20 protein-coding genes and 1 pseudogene are annotated in these 21,284 nt (G+C 62.2%); 14 read left to right on the top strand and 7 right to left on the bottom strand.

Translation table 11 applies throughout. The annotated features are described in order from the left end of the window. Positions 1 to 49: 49 nt before the first annotated feature. The 3 genes from ACZ1JM_RS02105 to ACZ1JM_RS02095 are packed head-to-tail and all read left to right on the top strand — an operon-like array spanning position 50 to position 3,653. Positions 50 to 1,249 carry an acyl-CoA dehydrogenase family protein gene (locus tag ACZ1JM_RS02105; protein WP_465132442.1) on the top strand — a complete coding sequence of 400 codons (1,200 nt, stop codon included), beginning with the start codon at positions 50 to 52 and terminating at the stop codon, positions 1,247 to 1,249. A 9-nt stretch (positions 1,250 to 1,258) separates the two neighbouring features. Continuing rightward, entirely contained in the window at positions 1,259 to 2,371 is a 1,113-nt protein-coding gene (locus ACZ1JM_RS02100; protein WP_465132441.1) for an acyl-CoA dehydrogenase family protein, read from the top strand. Positions 2,372 to 2,417: 46 nt separating this feature from the next. Beyond that, positions 2,418 to 3,653 carry a CaiB/BaiF CoA transferase family protein gene (locus ACZ1JM_RS02095; protein ID WP_465132440.1) on the top strand — a complete coding sequence of 412 codons (1,236 nt, stop codon included), beginning with the start codon at positions 2,418 to 2,420 and terminating at the stop codon, positions 3,651 to 3,653. Between the two features lie 73 nt (positions 3,654 to 3,726). On the opposite strand, the gene ACZ1JM_RS02090 is transcribed toward ACZ1JM_RS02095, so the two are convergent. Together ACZ1JM_RS02090 and ACZ1JM_RS02085 are read right to left on the bottom strand one after the other, a co-directional pair. Then, a complete protein-coding gene (locus tag ACZ1JM_RS02090; protein ID WP_465132559.1) occupies positions 3,727 to 4,425 on the bottom strand; it encodes a quinone oxidoreductase family protein in 699 nt (232 codons plus the stop codon). Positions 4,426 to 4,488: 63 nt separating this feature from the next. Next, positions 4,489 to 4,737, bottom strand: a pseudogene (locus ACZ1JM_RS02085) (alcohol dehydrogenase catalytic domain-containing protein); the annotation flags it as partial. Positions 4,738 to 4,928: 191 nt separating this feature from the next. Between ACZ1JM_RS02085 and ACZ1JM_RS02080 the strand changes: the two are divergent. From ACZ1JM_RS02080 to ACZ1JM_RS02035, 10 genes are all read left to right on the top strand, one after another. Beyond that, entirely contained in the window at positions 4,929 to 5,819 is an 891-nt protein-coding gene (locus tag ACZ1JM_RS02080; protein WP_465132439.1) for an SDR family NAD(P)-dependent oxidoreductase, read from the top strand. Positions 5,820 to 5,834: 15 nt separating this feature from the next. After that, positions 5,835 to 6,245 (top strand): nuclear transport factor 2 family protein, encoded by a 411-nt coding sequence (locus ACZ1JM_RS02075; protein ID WP_465132438.1) that lies wholly within the window; start codon positions 5,835 to 5,837, stop codon positions 6,243 to 6,245. Then, positions 6,245 to 6,664 (top strand): DUF6841 family protein, encoded by a 420-nt coding sequence (locus ACZ1JM_RS02070; protein WP_465132437.1) that lies wholly within the window; start codon positions 6,245 to 6,247, stop codon positions 6,662 to 6,664. The genes ACZ1JM_RS02075 and ACZ1JM_RS02070 overlap by 1 nt, the downstream gene beginning before the upstream one ends. A 2-nt stretch (positions 6,665 to 6,666) precedes the next feature. After that, the gene (locus ACZ1JM_RS02065; RefSeq protein ID WP_465132436.1) at positions 6,667 to 7,635 is read left to right on the top strand and encodes a zinc-binding dehydrogenase; all 969 of its coding nucleotides are present in this window, start codon (positions 6,667 to 6,669) and stop codon (positions 7,633 to 7,635) included. Positions 7,636 to 7,856: 221 nt separating this feature from the next. Continuing rightward, positions 7,857 to 8,810 (top strand): SDR family NAD(P)-dependent oxidoreductase, encoded by a 954-nt coding sequence (locus tag ACZ1JM_RS02060; protein WP_465132435.1) that lies wholly within the window; start codon positions 7,857 to 7,859, stop codon positions 8,808 to 8,810. Positions 8,811 to 8,852: 42 nt separating this feature from the next. After that, positions 8,853 to 9,890, top strand: coding sequence for an acyl-CoA dehydrogenase family protein (locus ACZ1JM_RS02055; RefSeq protein WP_465132434.1), 1,038 nt, complete (start codon positions 8,853 to 8,855; stop codon positions 9,888 to 9,890). Next, on the top strand, positions 9,887 to 10,459 hold the full coding sequence (locus ACZ1JM_RS02050; protein ID WP_465132433.1) for an acyl-CoA dehydrogenase family protein: 573 nt from the start codon (positions 9,887 to 9,889) through the stop codon (positions 10,457 to 10,459). Before ACZ1JM_RS02055 ends, ACZ1JM_RS02050 begins: the two co-directional genes overlap by 4 nt. 105 nt (positions 10,460 to 10,564) lie before the next feature. Then, on the top strand, positions 10,565 to 11,062 hold the full coding sequence (locus ACZ1JM_RS02045; RefSeq protein ID WP_465132558.1) for an acyl-CoA dehydrogenase family protein: 498 nt from the start codon (positions 10,565 to 10,567) through the stop codon (positions 11,060 to 11,062). A 137-nt stretch (positions 11,063 to 11,199) separates the two neighbouring features. After that, positions 11,200 to 12,339, top strand: coding sequence for an acyl-CoA dehydrogenase family protein (locus tag ACZ1JM_RS02040; protein WP_465132432.1), 1,140 nt, complete (start codon positions 11,200 to 11,202; stop codon positions 12,337 to 12,339). Next, positions 12,336 to 13,310 carry an acyl-CoA dehydrogenase family protein gene (locus tag ACZ1JM_RS02035; protein ID WP_465132431.1) on the top strand — a complete coding sequence of 325 codons (975 nt, stop codon included), beginning with the start codon at positions 12,336 to 12,338 and terminating at the stop codon, positions 13,308 to 13,310. The genes ACZ1JM_RS02040 and ACZ1JM_RS02035 overlap by 4 nt, the downstream gene beginning before the upstream one ends. Here the strand turns inward: ACZ1JM_RS02035 and ACZ1JM_RS02030 are convergent. Genes ACZ1JM_RS02030 through ACZ1JM_RS02020 form a run of 3 tightly spaced genes read right to left on the bottom strand, consistent with a single transcriptional unit; the run spans position 13,300 to position 17,306 of the window. Continuing rightward, positions 13,300 to 14,022, bottom strand: coding sequence for an EthD domain-containing protein (locus ACZ1JM_RS02030; protein ID WP_465132430.1), 723 nt, complete (start codon positions 14,020 to 14,022; stop codon positions 13,300 to 13,302). The genes ACZ1JM_RS02035 and ACZ1JM_RS02030 overlap by 11 nt on opposite strands. Positions 14,023 to 14,057: 35 nt before the next feature. After that, positions 14,058 to 15,185 (bottom strand): oxidoreductase, encoded by a 1,128-nt coding sequence (locus tag ACZ1JM_RS02025; protein ID WP_465132429.1) that lies wholly within the window; start codon positions 15,183 to 15,185, stop codon positions 14,058 to 14,060. 42 nt (positions 15,186 to 15,227) lie between these two features. Next, on the bottom strand, positions 15,228 to 17,306 hold the full coding sequence (locus ACZ1JM_RS02020) for a 3-hydroxyacyl-CoA dehydrogenase NAD-binding domain-containing protein (protein ID WP_465132428.1): 2,079 nt from the start codon (positions 17,304 to 17,306) through the stop codon (positions 15,228 to 15,230). 309 nt (positions 17,307 to 17,615) lie between these two features. Here ACZ1JM_RS02020 and ACZ1JM_RS02015 point away from each other — a divergent pair, with 309 nt between their 5' ends. Continuing rightward, complete coding sequence (locus tag ACZ1JM_RS02015; RefSeq protein WP_465132427.1) at positions 17,616 to 20,084, top strand: TonB-dependent receptor; 2,469 nt, start codon at positions 17,616 to 17,618, stop codon at positions 20,082 to 20,084. Here ACZ1JM_RS02015 and ACZ1JM_RS02010 read toward each other — a convergent pair. Together ACZ1JM_RS02010 and ACZ1JM_RS02005 are read right to left on the bottom strand one after the other, a co-directional pair. Next, positions 20,072 to 20,266 (bottom strand): hypothetical protein, encoded by a 195-nt coding sequence (locus ACZ1JM_RS02010; RefSeq protein WP_465132426.1) that lies wholly within the window; start codon positions 20,264 to 20,266, stop codon positions 20,072 to 20,074. The genes ACZ1JM_RS02015 and ACZ1JM_RS02010 overlap by 13 nt on opposite strands. Before the next feature lie 45 nt (positions 20,267 to 20,311). Next, a complete protein-coding gene (locus tag ACZ1JM_RS02005; RefSeq protein ID WP_465132425.1) occupies positions 20,312 to 20,902 on the bottom strand; it encodes an alpha/beta fold hydrolase in 591 nt (196 codons plus the stop codon). Between the last annotated feature and the right edge of the window lie 382 nt (positions 20,903 to 21,284).

The raw sequence follows: 21,284 nt of genomic DNA, 5'->3' as shown, positions 1-21,284 counted from the left end.
AAACTTCCGCGCCGACCTGTTTAGGCCCCCGCCCAGTCAGAGGTGTGATTTGAAGTTCCGGTTCGACGAAAGTGATGAGCAGTTTCGCCAGATGATGCGCAGCCGGATCGCGCAGATCCTGCCGACGGACATCAGCGATCGGCATCGCCGTATCTTGTCCAACTCCTCCCATCTTGAGGATCAGCGTCGCTGGTTTTCGATTCTCGACGCGGAAGGCTGGTCGGTTCCCGCCTGGCCTGTCGAGTTTGGAGGTACCGGCTGGACCGCGTTGCAGCGCTTCATCTTCGAGGACGAGATGTACGCGGCCGATGCGCCGGAGTTCAACTGGATGGGCTCCCACATGGTTGGCCCTGTGCTCTACACCTTCGGCTCGCAAGCGCAGCGCGATCGCTTCCTGCCCCCGATCCGCAATGGTCAGGAAATCTGGGCGCAAGGCTTTTCGGAGCCGAGCGCGGGGTCGGACCTCGCCTCGCTACGTACCCAGGCCCGGCGCGAGAGCGACGAATATGTCGTCAACGGGTCCAAGATATGGACCAGCGGCGCGTTTGAGGCAGACTGGCTGTTCTGTTTGGTCAAGACCGACACGCGGGGCAAGCCGCAGCGCAGCGTGTCCTGCCTGATGATCGACCTCAAGTCGCCTGGCGTCACCATTCGTCAGATTCGTCAGATAAACAATGAAGCGCATCTGTGCGAGGTCTTCTTCGACGATGTGCGCGTGCCCGTCGATAATCTCGTGGGCGAAGAAGGCATGGGCTGGACCTACGCCAAATTCCTCCTCGACCATGAACGCACGACCAGTTCCTTCATCTTCTGGATCAAGCGCGAGCTGGCGCGCACCCGCGAACTGGGGCGCGCGATCCTGCGCAATGGCCGACCGTTGATCGAGGATCCTGCCTGGTCGCGCCGGCTGGCCGTCGCCGCCGCGGAGATTGAGGCGCATGAATGGTCGGTGCTACGCGTATTGTCGGAGGAGCCTTCCGGCTTCCCCATCACCGCCGCCGCGTCGGTGCTCAAGGTCAAGGGTTCGGAGTTGCAGCAGACCATCACCGGACTGCAGGTCGACGCGCTGGGCGATCAGGCGCTACGCGATTATGGGACCGAGCTGCTGGACGCCTCCACCGATCCGATCTGGCCCGACCTGTATCAGGGGCGGACCAGCCGGGCGCTGATCACCCGGGCATCGACCATATATGGCGGCGCATTGCAGATTCAGAAGAATCTGCTCGCCAAACTCGCGCTGGGACTTTGAGTAAACAAGATGGATTTTGAACTCAGCGAAATGCAGCAGATGGTCGTCGACAGCGCGCAGCGGCTCGTCACGGCCGAAACAGGGCTGGAGCAGTGGCGTGATCGACGTGCGCTGGCGGACGGAGTCGATGCGCCGCTATGGACGAAGATGGCGGAACTGGGCTGGATGGCGCTGGCCGTGCCGGAGGATGCCGGCGGCCTCGGCAGTCCGATGGAGGATGTCGCGCTGCTGATGATCGAACTGGGCAAGGGCCTGGTGACGGAGCCGCTGGTCAGCACCGGCGTATTGGCCGCGCATATTCTCGACCGCGCCCTGTCTGGCGATACACGCGCGAACTGGTTGGGGCGGATCGCTGGCGGTGACGTGCGTATCGCGCTGGCGCATGAAGGGCCGCAGGCGCCCGGAACCTCCGACGTCACGGCGCGCCGCGACGGTGGCGGCTTCGTGCTGGACGGGCAGAAGATGATGGCGTTCGATGCGCCCTCGGCTGACAATATGCTGGTGACAGCGACCTTGGACGGGGCGACTGCCTTGTTCCTGATGCCTTCGGACAGCGTGGGGGTCAGCGCTAACGCCTACGCGTTAATTGATGGCAGCCGCGCAGCCGATTTGACTTTCACGGCGGCAGAGCTGCCTGCCGACGCGCTGATCGCGACCGGCGAAAGCACGGACATGCTTCTGGACGAAGCGCTGGACCGGGCGCGTGTGGCGTTGATCGCGCAGGCGGTGGGCGTAATGGAAGTCGCGCTGCGGACTACGGCCAACTACGCCAAGGAGCGCCAGCAATTTGGTCAGCCGATCGGCAAGTTCCAGGCGATCCAGCATATGGCGACGGATATGTTCGTCGCTTCCTATCAGGCGCGTTCGTCGCTTTATGCGGCGCTGCGCGATATTGAGGGCAGCCCCGCCGTCCGCGCGCACGCTGTGTCGGTGGCGAAGGTTGTGTCGGGCATGGCGGGGCAGACCGTCTCGCGTTACGGCATCCAGATCCATGGCGGCTACGGTGTGACCGACGAATATGCGATCAGCCATTATTATCGCCGTCTGGTGGTCCTTGAAAAGCAATATGGCAGCATAGACGTCCAGGCGAGCCTACTGGCCGCCGCCGAGACAAGCGCGTGAACCGGGGCACTGGAACGTCGATCCAGTTTGAACAGGGAGTGAAGGAATGACGCGACCAGCTTCGACCGGGCCGCTGGCCGGCCTGAAGGTCATCGACATGACGCGGGTGATCGCCGGGCCGTTTAGCGGACAGATATTGGGCGATCTCGGCGCGGACGTGATAAAGATCGAACGGCGTGGAGAGGGTGACGATTGCCGTCGCGTAGGTCCGCCTTGGATTCGGGAACCCAGTGAGGGCATGACGGGAGAGTCCACCTATTTCCAGGCGGCTAATCGCAACAAGCGATCGCTGTCGGTCGATTTTGCCAAGGAGGAAGGGCAGGCGCTGATCCGTCGCGTGGCCGCCGACGCCGACATATTGATCGAAAATTATCGCACCGGCACGCTCGGGCGCTATGGTCTGGGCTATGAGCAGGTGCGGGCTGTCAATCCCGGCGTCATCTATTGCTCCATCACCGGATTCGGTCAGGAGGGTCCGTATAGCGGACGTTCGGGCTATGACTTTTTGATCCAGGGCATGGCCGGTCTGATGAGCGTAACTGGCCATCCTGACGGCGAACCCGGGGAAGGGCCTATGCGTGTCGGCATACCGGTCGCGGATATTCTGGCTGGCCTCAATGCCGTTATTGGCATCCTCGCCGCACTGGAGCACAGGCGCGAGACCGGCAAGGGACAGCATATCGACATATCGCTGTTCGATTCTCAGGCGTCTGCGCTGCTTAATTCGGCCTCGGCGTGGATGAACGCGGGCACCAAGCTCGGCCGCACTGGAAACGATCATCCGAGCGCCGCCCCTTATGGTGTTTACGAGGTAGAAGACGGCTACATCATCGTTGCCACCTTCAACGACCGCGAGTTCAACCGGCTGGCCAACATATTGGGCCATCCCGAATGGATCACCGACCCGCGCTTTGCCTACAATGGCGACCGCGTGCGCAACCGGCCCGCGCTCAAGGCCGCCGTGACCGAGGCGCTTAAGGGCAAGACCCGCGTGGAATGGGTAAAGATATTGAACGACGCCACCGTTTCGGCGGGGCCGATCAACGATATCGAGGATATGGAGAATGACGAACATGCGATTGCGCGCGGCATGTTCTTCTCCATGCCCTCGCCCGAATTTGGCGAGGTGAAAATGATCGCGTCGCCCTATCGCATGTCCGCGTCGCCACCCGACTATCGTATCTCGCCACCAAGCATCGGCGAGCATAATGATGAAATTCTGGCGGAAGCGGGACTGACGGCCGAGGAATGCGCCGCACTGCGCGACAGCGGCGTCATATAGAACCGAAAGGCCGGCGGGAACACCGCCCGCCGGCCTTCGATTGGGCGAACAGCGCGCACGCGCGCAGCGTTCGTCAGAATGTGACGACGATCTTGCCGCCGCCGGCATTGGCGTTCATCGTGCGCATCGCTTCCTGCACTAGTTCAATACCCTTATAGACTGTCCCGATCGGCACGGTCAGTTTACCGCTGCCCACCAGAGCAAGCAGGCCATCGATTGCACGCTGAAAGGCGACCGGCTCACCCTTCATGCCCATCGCGTCTGACCCGGAATACTGCAGGGTCGAAAAAATGTGTAGCTTGGGTTGCTTGTGGAACCACAGCGGCCAGCTCACTGTGACGGGGCTGGGATCCAGGTAACCAAACATCAACCAATAGGCGTTCATGGCGCAGGACTTCACGATCTCGTCCGTGATTGCCCCGCCTACACAATCATAGACAATGTCCGCGCCCTTGCCGCCGGTGAGGTCCGCCACTCGATCCGAGAGGCTTTCCTCTTCGGTGGCGACGACCGCGTCCGCACCTAACTCCAGCAACCTCGCGCGGCTGGCGCTGCTGCGGCTGGTGGCAATTACGCGCGCGCCCATCAGCTTGGCGAGCAGCACTGCACTATTGCCATTGGCGCTGGTTGCGCCGGACACCAGCACGGTCATGCCCGCGCGCAGGCCCGCCGCTTCCACCAGCCCCAGCATTTGGGTAAGGTGTGTGAAAATGAAAGATGCGCCCTCCGCATCGCTCAGGCATGCGGGTGTGTGGACCAGCGCCTCGGCCACGACGATCGTATGTTCGGCGAAATGCGCATAGGTCAGCGGGTGCGGCAGGTTGCTGACACGATCGCCGGGCTTGAAGGCGGTCACGCCTTCGCCGACCGCATCGATGATGCCGCAAAATTCGGCGCCTACGCGACTGGGCAGTGAAGGAGTGAAGAAGCCAGCGGTGACCCAGAGCAAATCGGACCGGTTCATGCCGACGGCCCTGGGCTTGACGCGGACCTCGCCCGGGCCGGGTTCGGGGATAGGCAAATTTTCGAGGACGAGCGATTCAGGGCCGCTCGTCTCGTGAATGCGCCACGTTCTGCTGGTCATGGGATCTTCCTCTCCGGGCAAGCGCGCTGTTGCGCGTAATGCGGGCCTTCTCGCGCAGGCGGCCGCGCCGGGCAACGGCAACAGCGCACAATTCATGAATATGGTAAAGTGAAACGTGAGCAGGCAACGCTTTGCAGATGCACGCCCCGGCCGCATGCTCTTCTGTACTAGATCGATAGCGGGAGAGAAACATGCTTGAACAATGGGCGGGCCTCAAGGGCAAGACGGCTTACGTCATTGGCGGAGCGGCCGGCATTGGCCAGGCAGTGACGATGCTACTCGCCCAGGACGGCGTCGATCTGGCTATCTGCGACAAGGATAGCGAAGCGCTCAAGCGGACGGCGGCGGATGCGCGCGCGCTGGGCCGCAAGATCGTCGCGGTAGAAGCCGACGTGCTCGACGCGGCGGCGCTGGACGCCTTTTATGTCGCGGCGATAGCGGAATTTCCGCGTATCGACGTGCTTGTCAATCTGGCCGGCGGCACGCTTCAGCGCGATTTCCTAATGGGCACCGACGCACAGGACGCAGAGGATATCCGCCGCAATTACGGCTATGTCATCCAGTCGATCCGCGCGGCCGTGCTGCACATGCCGCGGGGCGGCAGTATCATCAACTTCACCACGATCGAGGCGCGTCGCGGCGCGGCGACCTTTTCGGTCTATGCCGGGGCGAAGGCGGCGACTAGCAACCTCACGCGCGCGCTGGCGGTTGAATTCGGCAAGCGCGGCATCCGCGTGAACGAGGTCGCACCCGACACCACCCCGACCCGCGGCAATATGGAAGCGATGCGCCCCGATCTACTGGCCATGGCGACCGAAGCGGGCGAGGACGTGGGCGCACAGGCGATGCGCCTCTATATCCCGCTCGGCACCCCGCCACACCCCGAACATATCGCCGACACCGTACTGTTCCTGGCGTCGGACCTGCCGGCGATGGTTAGCGGCGTCACGATGCATGTCGACGGTGGCACGTCGGCGGCTATGGGCTTTCTCGACTGGCCGTTCGGCGTCGGGCCGATCCCGACGGCAGTCGGTCCTGCGGCCACCGCGCTGTTCACCGGCAATCCCTATCCCGAAGGTTAAGGTAGGACAGACGTAATGAGCATAGAAAATAATAAGGCGGTGGTCGTGGCCTTTTTCGACAAGATCGAGAGCGGCGACATTGACGGCGCGTTTGCGATAATGACCAATGATGCGAGCTGGTGGATACCTTCCGATGCGCCCGGCGGCGTCACCCTGACAAAGGCGCAGATGTACGACGCGATCCAGGTATTTGGCAAAGCGTTCAGGACGCCCCCGAAGATCGAGCGTGGCCGCATCACAGCGGAAGGCGACCGTGTCTGTCTGGAACAGGTGTCGCGGGGTGGCGAGACCCATGGCGGCGCGACTTACGCAAATGACTATCATCTGCTGATCTCCCTGCGCGACGGCAAGATCCAGGAGATCCGGGAATATATGAACCCGATGCTGGGCGTGGCGCTCATGGCCGAGATGCAGGGTGGCGCCTGATGCCGGGTGACGAGCAGGCAGCACAGGTGGAGGCGCTGGTCCGGCGCTATATCAACTTGTTCAATGCCGACGATTTCGAGGCGGCGTTTGAATGCTATCGCATGCCCTTCACCTGGCTGTTTGGTAAACGGGCGGTGACGGTCGGGTCGCGCGAGGAATTCCTGGCGATGATGACCGCGACCAAGGGGTCGCTGGTGAAAAATGGCCTAGGCCGAAGCCGCCTCGTCCAATTGAACGTGCGGATGATGGACGAGCATGTCGCGCTTGCCGGCACGGCGGTCGTGCGCACCCGCGCGGATGGCACCGAGATCGAAACGATTGGAGGAACCTATATGGTGCATAACGATGGAAGCGGTTGGCGCTTGGTGGGGCAGGGAACCCATGCCCCCGATGCGATAGCACCGACGCGAAGGCTGTGAGCATGGCCACCGGCATCTGCCTGACGACGTCGCCCGCCGGAGTGCCGGTGCGTGGCGATTTCGCGCTTGTCCCCTATAAAGTGCCCGAACCGGGAGAGGGAGAGATCAGTATCCGTGCTCTGATGGTGTCGGTCGATCCCTATCTCATGATGCCCATCCGCTCGGGCGGCTTTCCTGAAGGCCGCGTGCGCAGCCGCATCATCGCCAGGGTTGAAATGTCACGCGCGCTGGGCTTCGCGCCCGGCGATCTGGTGCTCGGCTTTGCGCGCTGGCAGGATCGGGACTGCGTGCCTGCAACAGAGATGCGGCGGCTGGAACCGACCGCGCCGCTTTCCGCTTATCTTGGCATCGCGGGCCATTCCGGCTTTACCGCGATGGTCGGCATGAACCTGCTTGAGCCGCAGCCGGGCCAGACGGTCGTCGTCAGTTCAGCTGCTGGCATGGTGGGCCTAGTGGCCTGCCAGCTTGCGCAGCGGGCCGGTGCGCGGGTGGTGGCGATAGCCGGAGGCGAAAAAGCGGCGCGCGTCGCCGACCTTTACGGGCTGGCGGCGGGTGTCGATCATGCCGCGCCTGATTTCGCCACGCGGCTGGCAGCGGCGTGCCCCGACGGCATTGACCGGCATTTCGAAAATGTCGGCGCGAAGATACTGGACCCGGTGCTGGGGCTAGCGAACGAGACTGCCCGCATCGCCCTGTGCGGCCTTATCCAGCATTATGGTGACGATGCGCCGGTACGTCTGACGCATTTCCGCAGCCTTTTGCTTAAGGGCATCTGCATCCTGCCCTTCAGCATCTATCGCCATGAGGACGCTTATCCGGCCGCGCGGCGCGATCTGGAGGCGATGTTGCTGTCCGGCGCGCTGCATGCACCTGAAACGATCCATGATGGGTTCGACGCCATACCCGATGCTTTCCTGGCGATGCTGTCAGGCGACGGCATCGGCAAACATCTGGTGAAGGTTGCGGATTGAGCTGCATTCCTGCAGCTGACCGTTATGCTGGCACAATAAGATCTGTCGGGGGGCAGGAGGGTTTGAATCGCCACCCGATTTGTCGCGCGCGTGTCGGCCGGGACGAGCGCATATCATCATTGTGATCTTGTGACCGCGCTGGCTGTTTTCCTGTGGGTGGGAGCGCATAAGAGCGTCCCTATGGCGCGTCGCCGCCGAACAAGTAGATAGGAGCATTGGGCATGAGCGTGGATTTCGCGGGCAGGACGGTTATCATTACAGGCGCAGGCGGTGGCCTGGGTCGCGGCTATGCGCTCGAAATCGCGCGGCGCGGCGGCAATGTTGTGGTCAACGATCTGGGCGGCAATGTCGAAGGCGACGCCGGCACGTCTGAAATGGCGGACAAGGTCGTAGCGGAAATCCGCGCAGCAGGCGGCAATGCCGTCGCCAACTATGCCAGCGTAGCCACGCGCGAAGGCGCGCAAAGCATCGCGCAAACGGCACTCGACTCCTTCGGCCGCATCGACGCGCTGATCAACAATGCCGGCAATCTGCGCAATTCCTGGTTTGAAGCGGTCAGCGACGTGGATCGGGACTCGGTGATTTCCACCCACCTGCTCGGCACATGGAACGTGACCCAGGCGGTTTGGCCGCACATGATAAAGGCGGAGTATGGCCGCGTGGTCTTCACCTCCTCCGCATCCGGCGCCTTCGGTAACCAGACCCAGGCCGCCTATGGAGCCGCGAAAGCCGGCATTATCGGGTTGATGAACGTGCTGGTCCAAGAAGGGCTGCCCCACAATATCCTGTGCAACGGTCTGTTGCCCAGCGCAGGTAGCCGTATGGGCGCGCAGATGACGCCCGAGGAGATGGCGCCGGTCTATCCCCACATCATGAAGATCGGACCCGACACGATCTCGCCCGATTATGTCACCGCTCCCGTCGTCTATATGGCGAGTGACGCCTGCACGACTACGCATGATCTCTACTCGGTGACTGGCCGCCGCGTCTCCCGCGCCTTCGTGGGCTTTACCGAAGGCTGGATCAACCCGGCGGTGGCGCCAGCGACCGCAGAGGAGATCGCCGCCAACATCGACCTGATCCGCGACGAGAAGCGCGGCGTGCACATCCCCACCAGCCTGATCGACGAATTCCGTATCGTGGGCGAACAGTTCGAGGCGCTCGGAGGAGCCTGAACGAAACAGCGCGAGACCGGGCGGGGGACAGCAGGAGGCGGAATGAGTGACGGGATGGAGGCCATTCGCGAGAGCATCGAGGCGGTGCTCGGCGATCGGTGCGGCAGCCTCGTCCTCCATGCCTTTTTCGACGGCGAGTCGAGGCTGGCCGAAGACCGGCGGGGGCAGGCGATCGCCCTTGGCTGGCTCGCCGTTGGCCTGCCTGAAGCATCCGGCGGCTTTGGTCTGGGCGCGCCAGGCCTCGGCCTGCTTCATCGTGTGCTGGGGCGGTTCGCTGCGCCCGGTGACCTGATTGCGCAAAGCGTCGCGCTCGATGTGCTCGTCGGCTCGGACGACGCAGTCGCGGTCGATCTGGCGCAGGCGGTTGTGGCGGGAGAGAGGCGGGCCGCCATCGCAGCGCGGCCAGCCGATTGCGCGCAGGGCACCCTGTGTCTGGGTGACACGTCCTCCGACATTGCGCTGGTTCTGGCGGGGGATGATGTCCTGCTCCTCGACATCTCCGGCTGCACTCTGGAGGCGGGTGACTTCTGGGACCGTACCCGCACCCTGTTTGACTTGCCCGCCAGCGCGGGCGTGCTGGTCGCGACATTGCCGGGCGCCCGGAGCAAGCTTGAAAATGCGCTGGCGCTGGCGCTGGCGGCCGACAGCGCCGGGCTGGCGCGCGGCATCGCCGAACGCACGCTCGCCTATATGAAGGAACGGCAGCAGTTCGACCGGCCGATCGCCTCTTTCCAAGCGCTCAAGCATCGGATTGCCGATATCTGCAAGGCGATCGACAGTGCTGACCATCTGGTCGACCAGGCGGCTGCCTGTGCCGCGCAGGGCGGGGCGATGGCGGCGCTCTGGGCGATGCAGGCCAAGGCATCGGCGACCGACATGGCCGCTTTCGTGACCGGCGACTGCGTGCAGCTTCATGGCGGTGTTGGCTTCACTTGGGAATATGACCCCCACGTCTATCTGAAACGGGCGCGCATGAACGAGATGCTGCTGGGTGCGAATGGCGCGCTGCGCGACCGCGCGCTCGTCGAGATGGAGCGCGCGGTGCTAGACGGCATCGATGTGATGGAACTGGCGCTGTGATCGTCGAGTTGAAGAACGACCCCGTCGCCTTCCGCGCCGCCCTGCGCGAATGGCTGGCCGACAAGGTGCCGCCGGGCTGGGCCGCGCACGCCGACCGGGAAGGGGAAGAGGCGCATATCGAGGTTCAGCGCGACTGGCTGGCGAAACTGGGCAAGCAAGGGCTGGCCATGCCGCACTGGCCATCGGAATATGGCGGGGCCGACCTGGACCTCAGCGGCCAGATCATCTTGACCGACGAGTTGGTGCGCGCCGGTGCGCCGCAGCTTGAGATTTTCACCATCTCGCTCAATCACGTGCCCGGCACGCTCATTCCCTGCGGATCGGAAGCGCAGAAGCGGCGCTATCTGCCCGAAGTCCCTAAGGGCGCGATCTGGTGCCACGGCTTTTCCGAACCGTCGGCCGGGTCGGACCTTGCCGCGCTACGCACCCGCGCGGTGCGTGACGGCGATCATTATGTGATCAACGGCCAGAAAATCTGGTCGTCCATGTCGCGTTTCGCGCAGCACTGTATCCTGCTGGTCCGTACCGATCCCGACACGCGCAAGCATGCGGGCATCATTTCCTGCTGATGGACATGGATACGCCGGGGCTGGAAATACGGCCTATCCGCCAGATGAACGGCCATCGTGAATTTTCCGAACTGTTCCTGACCGACGTGCGCGTGCCGGTGGAATCTGGTCGGTGCCGAAAATGGTGGCTGGCAGGTGGCGCAGGCCACGCTGGCGTCGGAACGCGGCCTGTTGTGGTTCGACTATGCCGAACGCCGCCGTATTGTGATCATGGACTATTTCCGGCTCGCACTGGAAGAACGTGCGGCCTGGCTGAACGATCAGGAATTGCGCCGTGAATTCATGGCTGTGCTGGCAGAAGCGCAGGCTGGCCGCCGTCTAATTCGCCAGCTGCTACGTGAGAATCGCGATGGCCATGGCGCGCCGGCGCAGACCGCAGCCTTCGTCAAACTGCACGACACCACCCTGTCGCAGAGGTTGATGAACCTCGTCACCCGAATCGAAGGGATGGAGGGCCAACGCACTCGGGACAGTCGCACCCACACGCATCTGATAGGCCTTGGCGACTATCTCTGGTCGTTCGCCAGCACGATCTCGGGCGGTACGAACGAGATCATCCGTAACATCATCGCGGAGAGGGGTTTGGGCATGCCGCGCGGCTGACGGGGTCGACAGTCAGCAGGGCGCGGTCATCATGGCTGTGATACCCCTGCGTTGGCGGGTGACGATGGCGATTACCCACTGCAAAAGTCTCGCGCATTTAGGCAGAGAGGCGTTTCGCCATCCACCGGAGTTTCCCGTTGCAGACGTTCATCGCCAATCCCATACCTTGGCCGGACAACGCAGCCGCGTTGCGCGCTACCGTGCGCGACCTGGTCGCCAGGCATCCCGACCCCGCCGATCCGGCCGACCGCGCCAATAGCTGGAGTGTCGCCGATCCCTCGTTCAGCCGGAAACTGGGCAAAGCAGGCCTGATCGGCATGGCGTGGCCAAAGGCCTATGGCGGACATGAACGGTCCAGCCTGGAACGCTATGTCGTGCTAGAGGAGTTGCTTGCCGCAGGCGCGCCCGTCGGTGCGCACTGGATGGCGGATCGCCAGCATGGCGGCATGTTGCTGCGCTACGGCACGGAGGAAGAGCGCCAGCGCTGGGTGCCCGGCATGGCGCGGGGCGAGATATATTCCTGCATCGGCCTTTCCGAACCAAATGCCGGGTCGGATCTTGCCTCAGTGCGCACCACCGCGCGGCGCAAGGGCGACCGCTGGGTGATAGACGGGCAGAAGGTCTGGACCACGGGCGCGCATTTCGCTCATGTCATGATCGCGCTGGTGCGGTCGGAGGAAGGATCGGAACGGAACGTGGGCCTCAGCCAGTTCGTCATTCCGATGGACGCACCCGGCGTCACCGTGAAGCCGATCATCGATCTTACCGGCGGCCATGATTTCAACGAGGTATTCTTCGACAGCGTCGAACTGCCGGAAACCGCTCTGGTGGGCGAGGAAGGGCAAGGCTGGCGTCAGGCGACGGCGGAACTTTCGCTCGAACGCTCGGGGCCGGAGCGCTATCTCTCTTCAACAGCGCTGCTGCTGGAGCTGATCCGCCATGTGGGGCCGAACGCCTCGTCCGAAGTGCGTGACCTGATCGGTCGCCTGACGAGCGATCTGTGGACGTTGCGCATGATGTCGGCGTCGGTCGCCGCGCGACTGGCCGCGGGCGAAGACCCCGCGCTCGAAGCTACCATCGTCAAGGATCTGGGCAACAGTTTCGAACAGGCGATGCCGACGCTGGTGCAGGCGAGCATCGAACTGGACATGGCCGACCCAGCTCCGATCGGCCGGGTGCTGGCCCATCTGCTTCAGGTTTCGCCCTCCTTCTCGCTACGCGGCGGGACCAGCGAAATCCTTAAAGGCATCATCGCGCGGGGGCTTGGCCTGAGATGAACGAACAACAGACAATGCTGAGCGACATGGCTAACGGGCTGTTCGCCGAACTTGGTAGCAGCGCGACCGTCGCGCAGTCGTGGGACCGTATCGAGGAGCTGGGACTGGCCTCGCTCCTGGTCGGAGAGGATCAGGGCGGCTTTGGCGGCAGTTGGGATGACGCGCGGGTGGTGTTCCGCCTCGCGGGCTATCATGCGCTGGCATTGCCAGTTGTGGAGGCCGCGATCGCGCAATATGTCGCGGCTCCCTTGGGCATAGAGGGACGCGGCACGATCGCGAGCGCGGTTGATGGTAATTTCGCCGACAGCCGCTTTACCGGCACGGTCAAAGGCGCGGTGGCGAGCGAGGGTGCGACGTATATCGTCGCGCCGGCCCCGGACGGCGGCGCACTGGTGTTGCGCACAGCCGATGGTTCGCGCAGGGCGCACGAAACCCTGTCGGGCGAAGCGCGCGACGCGTGGACGTTCGACGGCACTCAGGCCATTAATGTGTCGGTCGACCTGTTCCGCCTGGGTGCCTTCGCCCGCGTTGCGCAGATTGCTGGCGCGCTCGACGGTGCGCTGTCGCTTTCGGTCGGCTATGTGAATGAACGCAAGCAGTTCGGTCGCCAACTCGCCAAATTCCAGGCTGTGCAGCAGAACCTGGCGACCTTCGCTGGTGAGGCGGCGGCCGCCAATTGCGCGGCGGTCGGCGCGGCGCAGGCGCTCGATCGAGGCGAGGGCGATTTCGAGATTGCCGCCGCCAAGCTGCGGACGAACCGTGCAGTCGGAATCGGCGCGGCGATCGCGCATCAGTCCCACGGCGCGATCGGTTTCACACACGAATATAGCCTGCATTTTTTCACTCGCAGGCTATGGACATGGCGGTCCGAATTCGGCGGCGACAGCTGTTGGTCCGCTGTGTTGGGCGCGCGCGTGACGCAGGCCGGCGCGGATCGTTTCTGGGCCGACCTGACGGCGCTCACCGACTGAGCGCCGTTGCACCCGTTTGGTCGGCTAGGGCGGGGCGCGCATAGTTGATGCGCGCCATGAAAGTAAGTGTGCGCCACTCATCACATATCGCGTCGCGGCGGGGCAGATAATGATCGACATAGGCGTCGGCACGAGTGATCTCCTGCGCTTGTTCCCGGCTGTCGAACCAGAGTTCCGTTACGGCGTCGAAATTATAGCCGGGCTGCCGGTCCGTCACGATGTTGACGACGGCGCGCGCTCCGCCCTTGGCCATTGCACCGTGCACGTCGAGTAGCGCATTGGTGAACCCATCCATGTCGAGCTTGCGGTCACGCTTCAGAAACAGGATCAGGCAATAAGGGCGCATGGGGCCATCGACCACCACATGTTCCAGCGTGGTTAATGAGAAGTGCCGCACATAGCCGTCGAAGGTCGCCAACTCGTCGGGCAGGACCAACTCCAGCACTTCGTCGCTCTGCCAGGGGATCGAGGCGTAGGCTGAATCAACCAGGGTCAGCAGATTGACCCCGTCATAATCGAGCGCTGCGCGAGGCATGACCTCCCGGTCGTAAAGGTTGATGCACTGCGCGACCTGAGCGAAGCCCGGCCGAATCGAGGGCATCGACCCGGCCAGTAACGAATGCTGCCGCCAGCGCGCGGGAAACTCCTCCCGGCTAAGGCCCGGGTTACGCCGCGCCAGATAGACGACCTTTGTAACCAACTCGCTCGCCATTGTTCGTTCGCTCCCTGCCTGCTCGCCTGCCGCCTTCAGGCGGTTCCAGCCGGTCCGGCCTCTGCCCAGCCGGGCACATAGGTGGACAGGGTGCCGCCAAAGCGGCGGCGGCGCGACGCCATCGGTCCGCGTACATGAACGGGCAACAGCTCGAAATCAGGGTCTTCGCCCAGCTTCTGCGCGGCGTCGATCGCCCAGTTGGGGTTGTAGAGCATCTCGCGGCCCAGCGCGATGATGTCGGCCGCGCCTTCCTGCAGGATTGCTTCGGCCTGCTGAGCGTGGATAATATGGCCGACCGCCATAGTGGCGACACCGGTTTCAGCGCGCAGTTTCCGCGCATAGGGCACCTGATATCCAAACTCATCTGCATTGACGCCGGGAATGTCGCGCATGTCGTCACGCAAGCCACCGCTGCTGCAATCGATCACGTCGACGCCCAGCGCCTTGAGTTTGGCGACCAGGGGCACGATCTGCTCCGGTCCCACGCCCGCCTGATCTTCGCAGGACAGGCGCACGAACAGCGGCTTGTCGTTGGGCACCTGCGCGCGGACCGCCTCGGTCACTTCCAGCATCAGCCGCTGGCGATTTTCTTCAGTGCCACCATAGCGGTCGGTGCGCTGGTTTGCGACTGGTGAGAGAAAGGCGTGGAGCAGATAGCCGTGTGCACCGTGCAGTTCCACCGTATCAAAGCCCGCAGCCATGGCCCGCCGCGCCGCTGATGCGAAGGCGTCGATGATGCCAGGTATCTCGTTCAGCTCCAACGCGCGTGGCATCACCTTGTCCGGGCCGTGCTGGACGGCGCTCGGCGCCACCGCCTCTTCAGGCACCGTACTTGCAGCACCGCGTTTCCGCCCGGTGTGGCCCAGTTGGATGCCGATAGCCGCGCCGTGGCTGTGCGCGAAATCCACGATCGGGCGAAACAGCGGCACTACCGCGTCGTCCCATAGGCCGAGATCGCCGATGGTGCCGCGCCCGCGCGGCTCCACCTTCGTCGATTCCATCATGATGAGGCCCACGCCGCCAATGGCGAAGCGGCCGATATGGACATGGTGCCAAGCCGTGGGCTGGCCATCGACCGCCGCCGCCTGAAGCATGGGCGCCACTGCGATACGGTTGCGCAATGTCAGGCTGCGCAGGGTAAGCGGAGAAAAGAGTATCGACATGCGTTTTCCAGTTTTTTCGGGGGAAAGGGGGGAAGGGGGGCGTCAGGCGTCCTTCCAGCCCTTGCCCTCCTTCGCCAGCCGCTCCAGCAGCTTGCTCGGCGCCCAGCGCGGTCCGTTGCGCTCCGCTGCTGCTAGCGCGGCCTCGTAGATTTGGGTCAGCCCGACCTGCTGGCCCCAAAACATAGGGCCGCCCTTGTGCGAGGGGAAGCCATAGCCATTGACCCAGGCGACATCGATGTCGCTGGCGCGCAACGCCGTGCCGTCTTCGATCTCCTTGGCACCCTCGTTCACCAGAGGCGCGAACAGGCGGAACTCGATCTCCTCGTCGGTGAAGCTGCGCCGCGTGATGCCCAGTTCCGTGGCGACGTCCTCGATGATCTGCGTGGCCTCGGGATCAGGCGACTTGTCGCGTCCTTCATAACGGTAGAAGCCTTTGCCCGTCTTCATCCCGCACCGTCCACGTTCCACCAGCCGCTCCAAAATGGGCGAGAAGCGCTCACCGGGCGGCAGCGTCTTTAACCGCTCTTTGCGGACGAGCACGCCGATGTCGAGGCCGCTCATGTCGCGCATGGAAATCGGCCCCATAGGCATGCCAAACTTCTCGGCGACCCGGTCGATCTGCTCGGGGGTTGCGCCCTGCTCCATAAGGAACTCGGCCTCTCCGGTATAATATTGGAGCATGCGGTTGCCGATGAAGCCGTCGCAATTGCCGGCGAGCACCACATTCTTGCCCAGCGTCTTGCCCAAACCCATGACGGTCGCGATCACCGCGTCGGATGTCTTGGCGCCCCGGATATTTTCCTGAAGCTTCATGACGTTGGCGGGCGAGAAGAAATGGACGCCGATCACATCTTCCGGTCGCTTCGTCACCGCCGCGATCTGGTCGATATTCAACGAAGAAGTGTTGGTCGCGAGGATTGCGCCCGGCTTCATCACGGCGTCCAGCCTGGTGAAGATGTCCTTCTTGAGGTCCATCTTTTCGAACACCGCTTCCACGACGATGTCGGCCTGCGCGAAATCGGCATAGTCGATGGCGGTGGAGATGAGCGAGAGCGCCTTGTCCATCTTGTCCTGCGTCATCGATCCGCGACTGACCGAAATCTCGTAGTTCTTACGGATCGTGGCCATGCCCTTCGTCAGCGCTTCGTCGCTGATGTCGGCCAGCGTCACCGCGATGCCGGCATTGGCGAACACCATGGCGATGCCGCCGCCCATCGTGCCCGCGCCGATTACCGCAGCCGACGCGATCGGCTTTGCCTCGGCGGTCAGCCCTGGCACCTTGCGCGCCTCCCGCTCGGCGAAGAAATAGTGCATCAGCGCCGATCGCTGGTCGCTGGCGTACAATTCGGCGAATTTCGCCTTTTCGAACGCTAGACCTTTCGCCGCAGATCCGTTGCAGGCGGCCTCGATGCAATCGATAATTACCATAGGCGCGATCTTGCCGCGCGCCTTCTTACCCACTGTCCTACGCGCCTGCGCGAAAACGGCCGGATCGACGCCAGTGATCTTCTCGTTCCGCTCGATCACCGGCACGAAGCTGCGGCCCGACGCCAGCGCGTCGCGCGCAAAGGCGATGCCACCTGCGCGGACATCGTCCACCACCGCGTCGATCAGGCCCATCTCCAATGCCTTGGGTGCAGGAATATGCTTGCCGGACGTGACGATATCGATCGCTGCTTCCACCCCGGTCAGACGCGGCATGCGCTGAGTCCCGCCCGCACCCGGCAGGATGCCCAGATTGACTTCAGGAAGGCCGACCTTCGCAGATGCGACCGCGACGCGCGCATGGCAGGTCAGCGCCAGTTCCAGCCCCCCGCCCAAAGCGGTCCCATGTATCGCGGCGATCACAGGCTTCGGGAAGGCCTCCAGCATGTCCTGAAGGTCGTAGAGAGTGGGGCTGGCCTTGCCCTTTTCGGTACCGAACTCAGTGATGTCGGCGCCGGCGATGAAAGTGTTGCCGCCGCCAAGGATGACGACTGCGCGCACCGAATTGTCGATGCGGGCGCGGTCCAGCGTCTCGGCCAGGCCGCTGCGCACCGCGAAGCTTGCCGCGTTGACCGGCGGATAATCGACCGTCAACACTGCCACTTCGCCATCAACCTCGTAAATCACCGCGCTCATATGGTCTCCAATTTCAATCTATGCTCATCTATGCCGACCATCGCCGCACGGCGCGAGGGCGATGATGCGATATCGCCAATATGATTCCCGCTCAGTGCACAAGCCCCGCCGGCGCATTAGCCATCATGCATGTAATTTGGCCAAACCAGCGGGGTTCTTGTCATCCCAATAGCGGAATACGATGGCGTTTGAGCTCACGCTCAACTAATCTCATTCGAGCACAATATTGTGCGTGCTGACGTCGGACCAACTGACGCTGCATCCAACAAAACCTTTTTGGGAGGTGCCAATATGTTGCGTATGCCTTTAATGGCAGGCGTCAGTCTGTCCGCTATGTTCATCGTGTCGGGGGCTCAAGCGCAGGTTTCGCCATCTGCCGGTATTGCCGAGATCATCGTGACCGCACGCAAAACGGCGGAATCCCAGCAGAGCGTGCCAATCGCGATCACTGCTCTGGGCGGTGAAGCGCTCCAGCAGAAGTCCGTTCAAAGCGTCCGCGACATCCAGTTCAATGTGCCTGGTCTGGTTGTCTATCCCGAGCCGCAAGGCGGCGCGCCTGACTTTTCGATCCGCGGCACACGCCAGCAGGGCATCACAGGTTCGCAGGGCGGCGTCGCCGTTTATCTGGGCTACGTGCCGCTGACATCAACCATGGCGATCAAGAACTCGAACTATGACATTCAATCGGTTCAGGTTCTGAAAGGCCCGCAGGGCACACTGTTCGGCAAGAACACGACCGGCGGCGCGATCCTTTTCACCCCGAATGCGCCGACCGACACGTTCGAGGGCATGGCCAAGGTAGGCTATAGCCGCTGGAACCGCAAGGACTTCACGGGGATGCTCAACCTGCCGATCACGGATGTAGTTTCGCTGCGAGTGGCGGGCCGTTATATAAAGAGCGACGGCCGGATGAAAAATATCATCGATCCGACTGATCCCGATGTCGCTTTTTATGATTCGCTATATGGCGCGGGCACCCACAACACGAAGGATCTGTGGGCTGAAGACAATCAGTCTTTTCGGGTATCGCTCAAGATCAGCCCGACTGATACGTTGACTAACACCACGATGCTGGACTGGTATCATCAAACCAAGGACCAGACCGACAACCAGGGGGGTTTGATCACGAAAATCAACGGTACTTGCGGTGCGCTCTACGGTACCTTTGATTTCTCGAACTTTCCCAACATCGCGCCCGCAGCCAATGATTCAGGATGCAATCATGATTTCGCCCGCCAACAGGCGCAGGGTAAGCGGAAGACCACGCGGATATGGCCGGTTTATGTCGCGGGTACCTGGTGGGGCATCACCAACACGACGGAGCTCGAACTGGGCGACGTGACCGTGCGCAACATCTTTGGCTATCGCAACGACAAGATCGAAAATTCTGAAGTTGATTCCGGTGTCGACGCACCGATCCTGAATGGCTGGAACAAAGTTCCTGCGCACGCTTATACCAACGAAATTAACATCTTCGGCAAGGCCTTCGACAACACGCTCGATTATACAGTCGGCGCTTTCTATTCCGATCAAACCACGCGACAGATGCTGAGCTACTCGGTCCTGAATTACTGGCGTGATCGCGATCCGTTCGGCGTACTGCCACCATGGTTTGCGCTGAACCCACGTTGGGCCGACTACACCTACGGCAACAAGACCCTAGCCGGCTTCGGGCAGGTCAACTACCATATCGATGACAAGCTGACCTTAACGCTTGGTGCGCGATACACGAACAATAAGCAGACGTATCGCGCCAGTGAGTACACCGGCGTGCGTGCGGGCATCGATCCCGCGTCGCTGATCGGCAATCTCAATAATCAGGGCCAGCCTACGGCGTTGTCCAACATGACCTGCGTCAGCGGAGCGTTCGCGACAGCCGGCGAGGATTACGATGCCGCAAATTGCACATTGCGTCGTAAGGCGACCTTCAACTCGTTTATCTTCAACGGTGGCCTTCAGTTCCAAGTCGATCCGCGCACGATGATTTATGTGAACGTCGGCAAGGGCTATCAGTCGGGCGGCTTCAACAATCAGCAGCCGATCGCCTTTTCAACCTACCGGCCGGAAACGGTGATGAACTTCGAGGCGGGCCTTAAGAAGGATTGGGAACTGTTCGACCGGCCGATCCGCACCAACTTCGCGCTGTTTTATTCCAAATATAAAAATCAGCAGCGCTCGCTCAACGGCTCTTTCACGGCGACAGATGTCGCCAATTTCGGCCTGCCGGCCAGCCTGATCGGCAATTCGTTCATCGCGGTATTCAACGCCTCCAACTCGACGACATACGGCGGCGAACTGGAAGTTTCCTACAACGTCAGCGACAACTTCCAGCTTTCGGCTTTCTACACTTATATCAGCGCTAAATATGACAGCTTTGATTCGCCTCCTTATGGCAACGCCACTGGCGTGGTTGATCTCTCCGGTCGCGCCCTGTCATCCACCCCCTCGCACACTGCGAACCTGTCGATGAACTATACCGTACCGATCACGGCCAATGAGGGGGGGCTACGTTTCACGCTCAATGGCTATTATCGATCGAAGGTGCTCGCAGACGACCGGGATTCCAGCATCGATACGCGCGTTTCAGGCTACGCAATCCTCAACGGGCGCATCGACCTAGTGAATACGCTGCCATTCGACATCGGTATCTGGGCCAATAATTTGCTCGATAAGAACTATGCGATCAACAAGAATCAGACGCTCGACAATTTCGGTCTTGCCCGCACCGATTACGGCGAACCGCGCGCCTACGGTGTCGAAGCAACCTACCGCTTCTGATTGAGGCCGCAGAGAAAAAGTAGGGCGCGACTACGGTCGCGCCCTACTTTTTTTGCGCCCGCTCTTTCGCTGGTCCACTCCCCAGCGATCCGCGCGATCAGCGCCGTCAATTCAAGAGGGCGATCGAGCAGCACATGATGGCCAGCGCCGGTCATCGTTTCGAACCATGTGCCGGGCGTCATATGGCGTCGCAATGCCCCGCGCGGCTGCGGACCTACGACCAGCGATCAATCCGCATCGATCATCGCCATCGGGCAAGCGCGCCGCGCGGCGTATATCCAATTGTTTTTCCATTCCAGCCGCTCCCAAAAATTGGGGTCGAACGCCCAGCGATATCCCGGTCCACGAGGATCTTCGGGCGCGAAGCGACGCAGCGAATGGCGCGCCATCCGGTCGATATAACAGGGATTCGGACAGGTTTGCGGAGGCGCCAACGCTTCCGAAGGCGGCATAAGCGTGCGGCGCCGGCAAAGGCGGAAAGCGTATCGGTCACGCTGCTGTTCGATGATCGTGTCGATGACGATCACCCCCTCCAGTGCGTCGCCATACCGTTGTGCCAACGCCAGCATCGGGCCGCCGCCATAACTGCGCGCCGCCGCCCAGGCGTCGCGCACATGCCCCTGAACCGAATAATGGTTTCGCCAGTCGGATCCGCCCATTCCCGACCGGCTGAGCGATGCGACGCGAAACCGGTCGGTAAGCATCGCCGCAATCGGCGACCACCAACGGGCATGAGCGCGGCTGCCATGCAGTAACAGCAAGGCCTGGCGCGCCTCGCTGACCCCAGACCAGCAGTTCGAGCGTGGCCCCCTCGACACGCAACGGCACCATCTCAAAGGGCCGCCCGATAGCCTCTACGAAACAACTTGGCGCGGGCGGACGCGCACCGGCAAAGCCTCTGAGCGGCGCGACCATTTCTTCGTCAGCCGATCGTTCCATTCTCCGCGTCTCGTTCGACCGCACCCGACTTGTACCGGGCGCGTAACCCATTCCTTACATGTTACAGATTTGCCGCACCCCTATCAGTTTCGAACGTCTGATTGCCAAATCAGAACCATGATCATCCAAAATGATCTCTGGAGCGGATTGTGAGCGGCAAGGTCTACGAATAGGGACGCCGCCAGGAGAGGAAGACAAACACGGTGCCAAGTTCGCCCTGTTTGTCTTCGTTTTTTTAGTGCGATTGGAGAGGATATTTCG

The organism is Novosphingobium sp. BL-S-24 (assembly GCF_055521575.1).
Note: the sequence above shows the minus strand (reverse complement) of the source record. Positions and strands in the feature narration are given on the sequence as shown.

Bases quoted from the DNA above. Each gene is read 5' to 3' on its own strand.
- ACZ1JM_RS02100 (WP_465132441.1), top strand. From the start codon at position 1,259: ATGGATTTTGAACTCAGCGAAATGCAGCAGATGGTCGTCGACAGCGCG.
- ACZ1JM_RS02095 (WP_465132440.1), top strand. From the start codon at position 2,418: ATGACGCGACCAGCTTCGACCGGGCCGCTGGCCGGCCTGAAGGTCATC.
- ACZ1JM_RS02080 (WP_465132439.1), top strand. From the start codon at position 4,929: ATGCTTGAACAATGGGCGGGCCTCAAGGGCAAGACGGCTTACGTCATT.
- ACZ1JM_RS02075 (WP_465132438.1), top strand. From the start codon at position 5,835: ATGAGCATAGAAAATAATAAGGCGGTGGTCGTGGCCTTTTTCGACAAG.
- ACZ1JM_RS02070 (WP_465132437.1), top strand. From the start codon at position 6,245: ATGCCGGGTGACGAGCAGGCAGCACAGGTGGAGGCGCTGGTCCGGCGC.
- ACZ1JM_RS02065 (WP_465132436.1), top strand. From the start codon at position 6,667: ATGGCCACCGGCATCTGCCTGACGACGTCGCCCGCCGGAGTGCCGGTG.
- ACZ1JM_RS02060 (WP_465132435.1), top strand. From the start codon at position 7,857: ATGAGCGTGGATTTCGCGGGCAGGACGGTTATCATTACAGGCGCAGGC.
- ACZ1JM_RS02055 (WP_465132434.1), top strand. From the start codon at position 8,853: ATGAGTGACGGGATGGAGGCCATTCGCGAGAGCATCGAGGCGGTGCTC.
- ACZ1JM_RS02035 (WP_465132431.1), top strand. From the start codon at position 12,336: ATGAACGAACAACAGACAATGCTGAGCGACATGGCTAACGGGCTGTTC.
- ACZ1JM_RS02030 (WP_465132430.1), bottom strand. From the start codon at position 14,022: ATGGCGAGCGAGTTGGTTACAAAGGTCGTCTATCTGGCGCGGCGTAAC.
- ACZ1JM_RS02025 (WP_465132429.1), bottom strand. From the start codon at position 15,185: ATGTCGATACTCTTTTCTCCGCTTACCCTGCGCAGCCTGACATTGCGC.
- ACZ1JM_RS02020 (WP_465132428.1), bottom strand. From the start codon at position 17,306: ATGAGCGCGGTGATTTACGAGGTTGATGGCGAAGTGGCAGTGTTGACG.
- ACZ1JM_RS02015 (WP_465132427.1), top strand. From the start codon at position 17,616: ATGGCAGGCGTCAGTCTGTCCGCTATGTTCATCGTGTCGGGGGCTCAA.
- ACZ1JM_RS02010 (WP_465132426.1), bottom strand. From the start codon at position 20,266: ATGACGCCCGGCACATGGTTCGAAACGATGACCGGCGCTGGCCATCAT.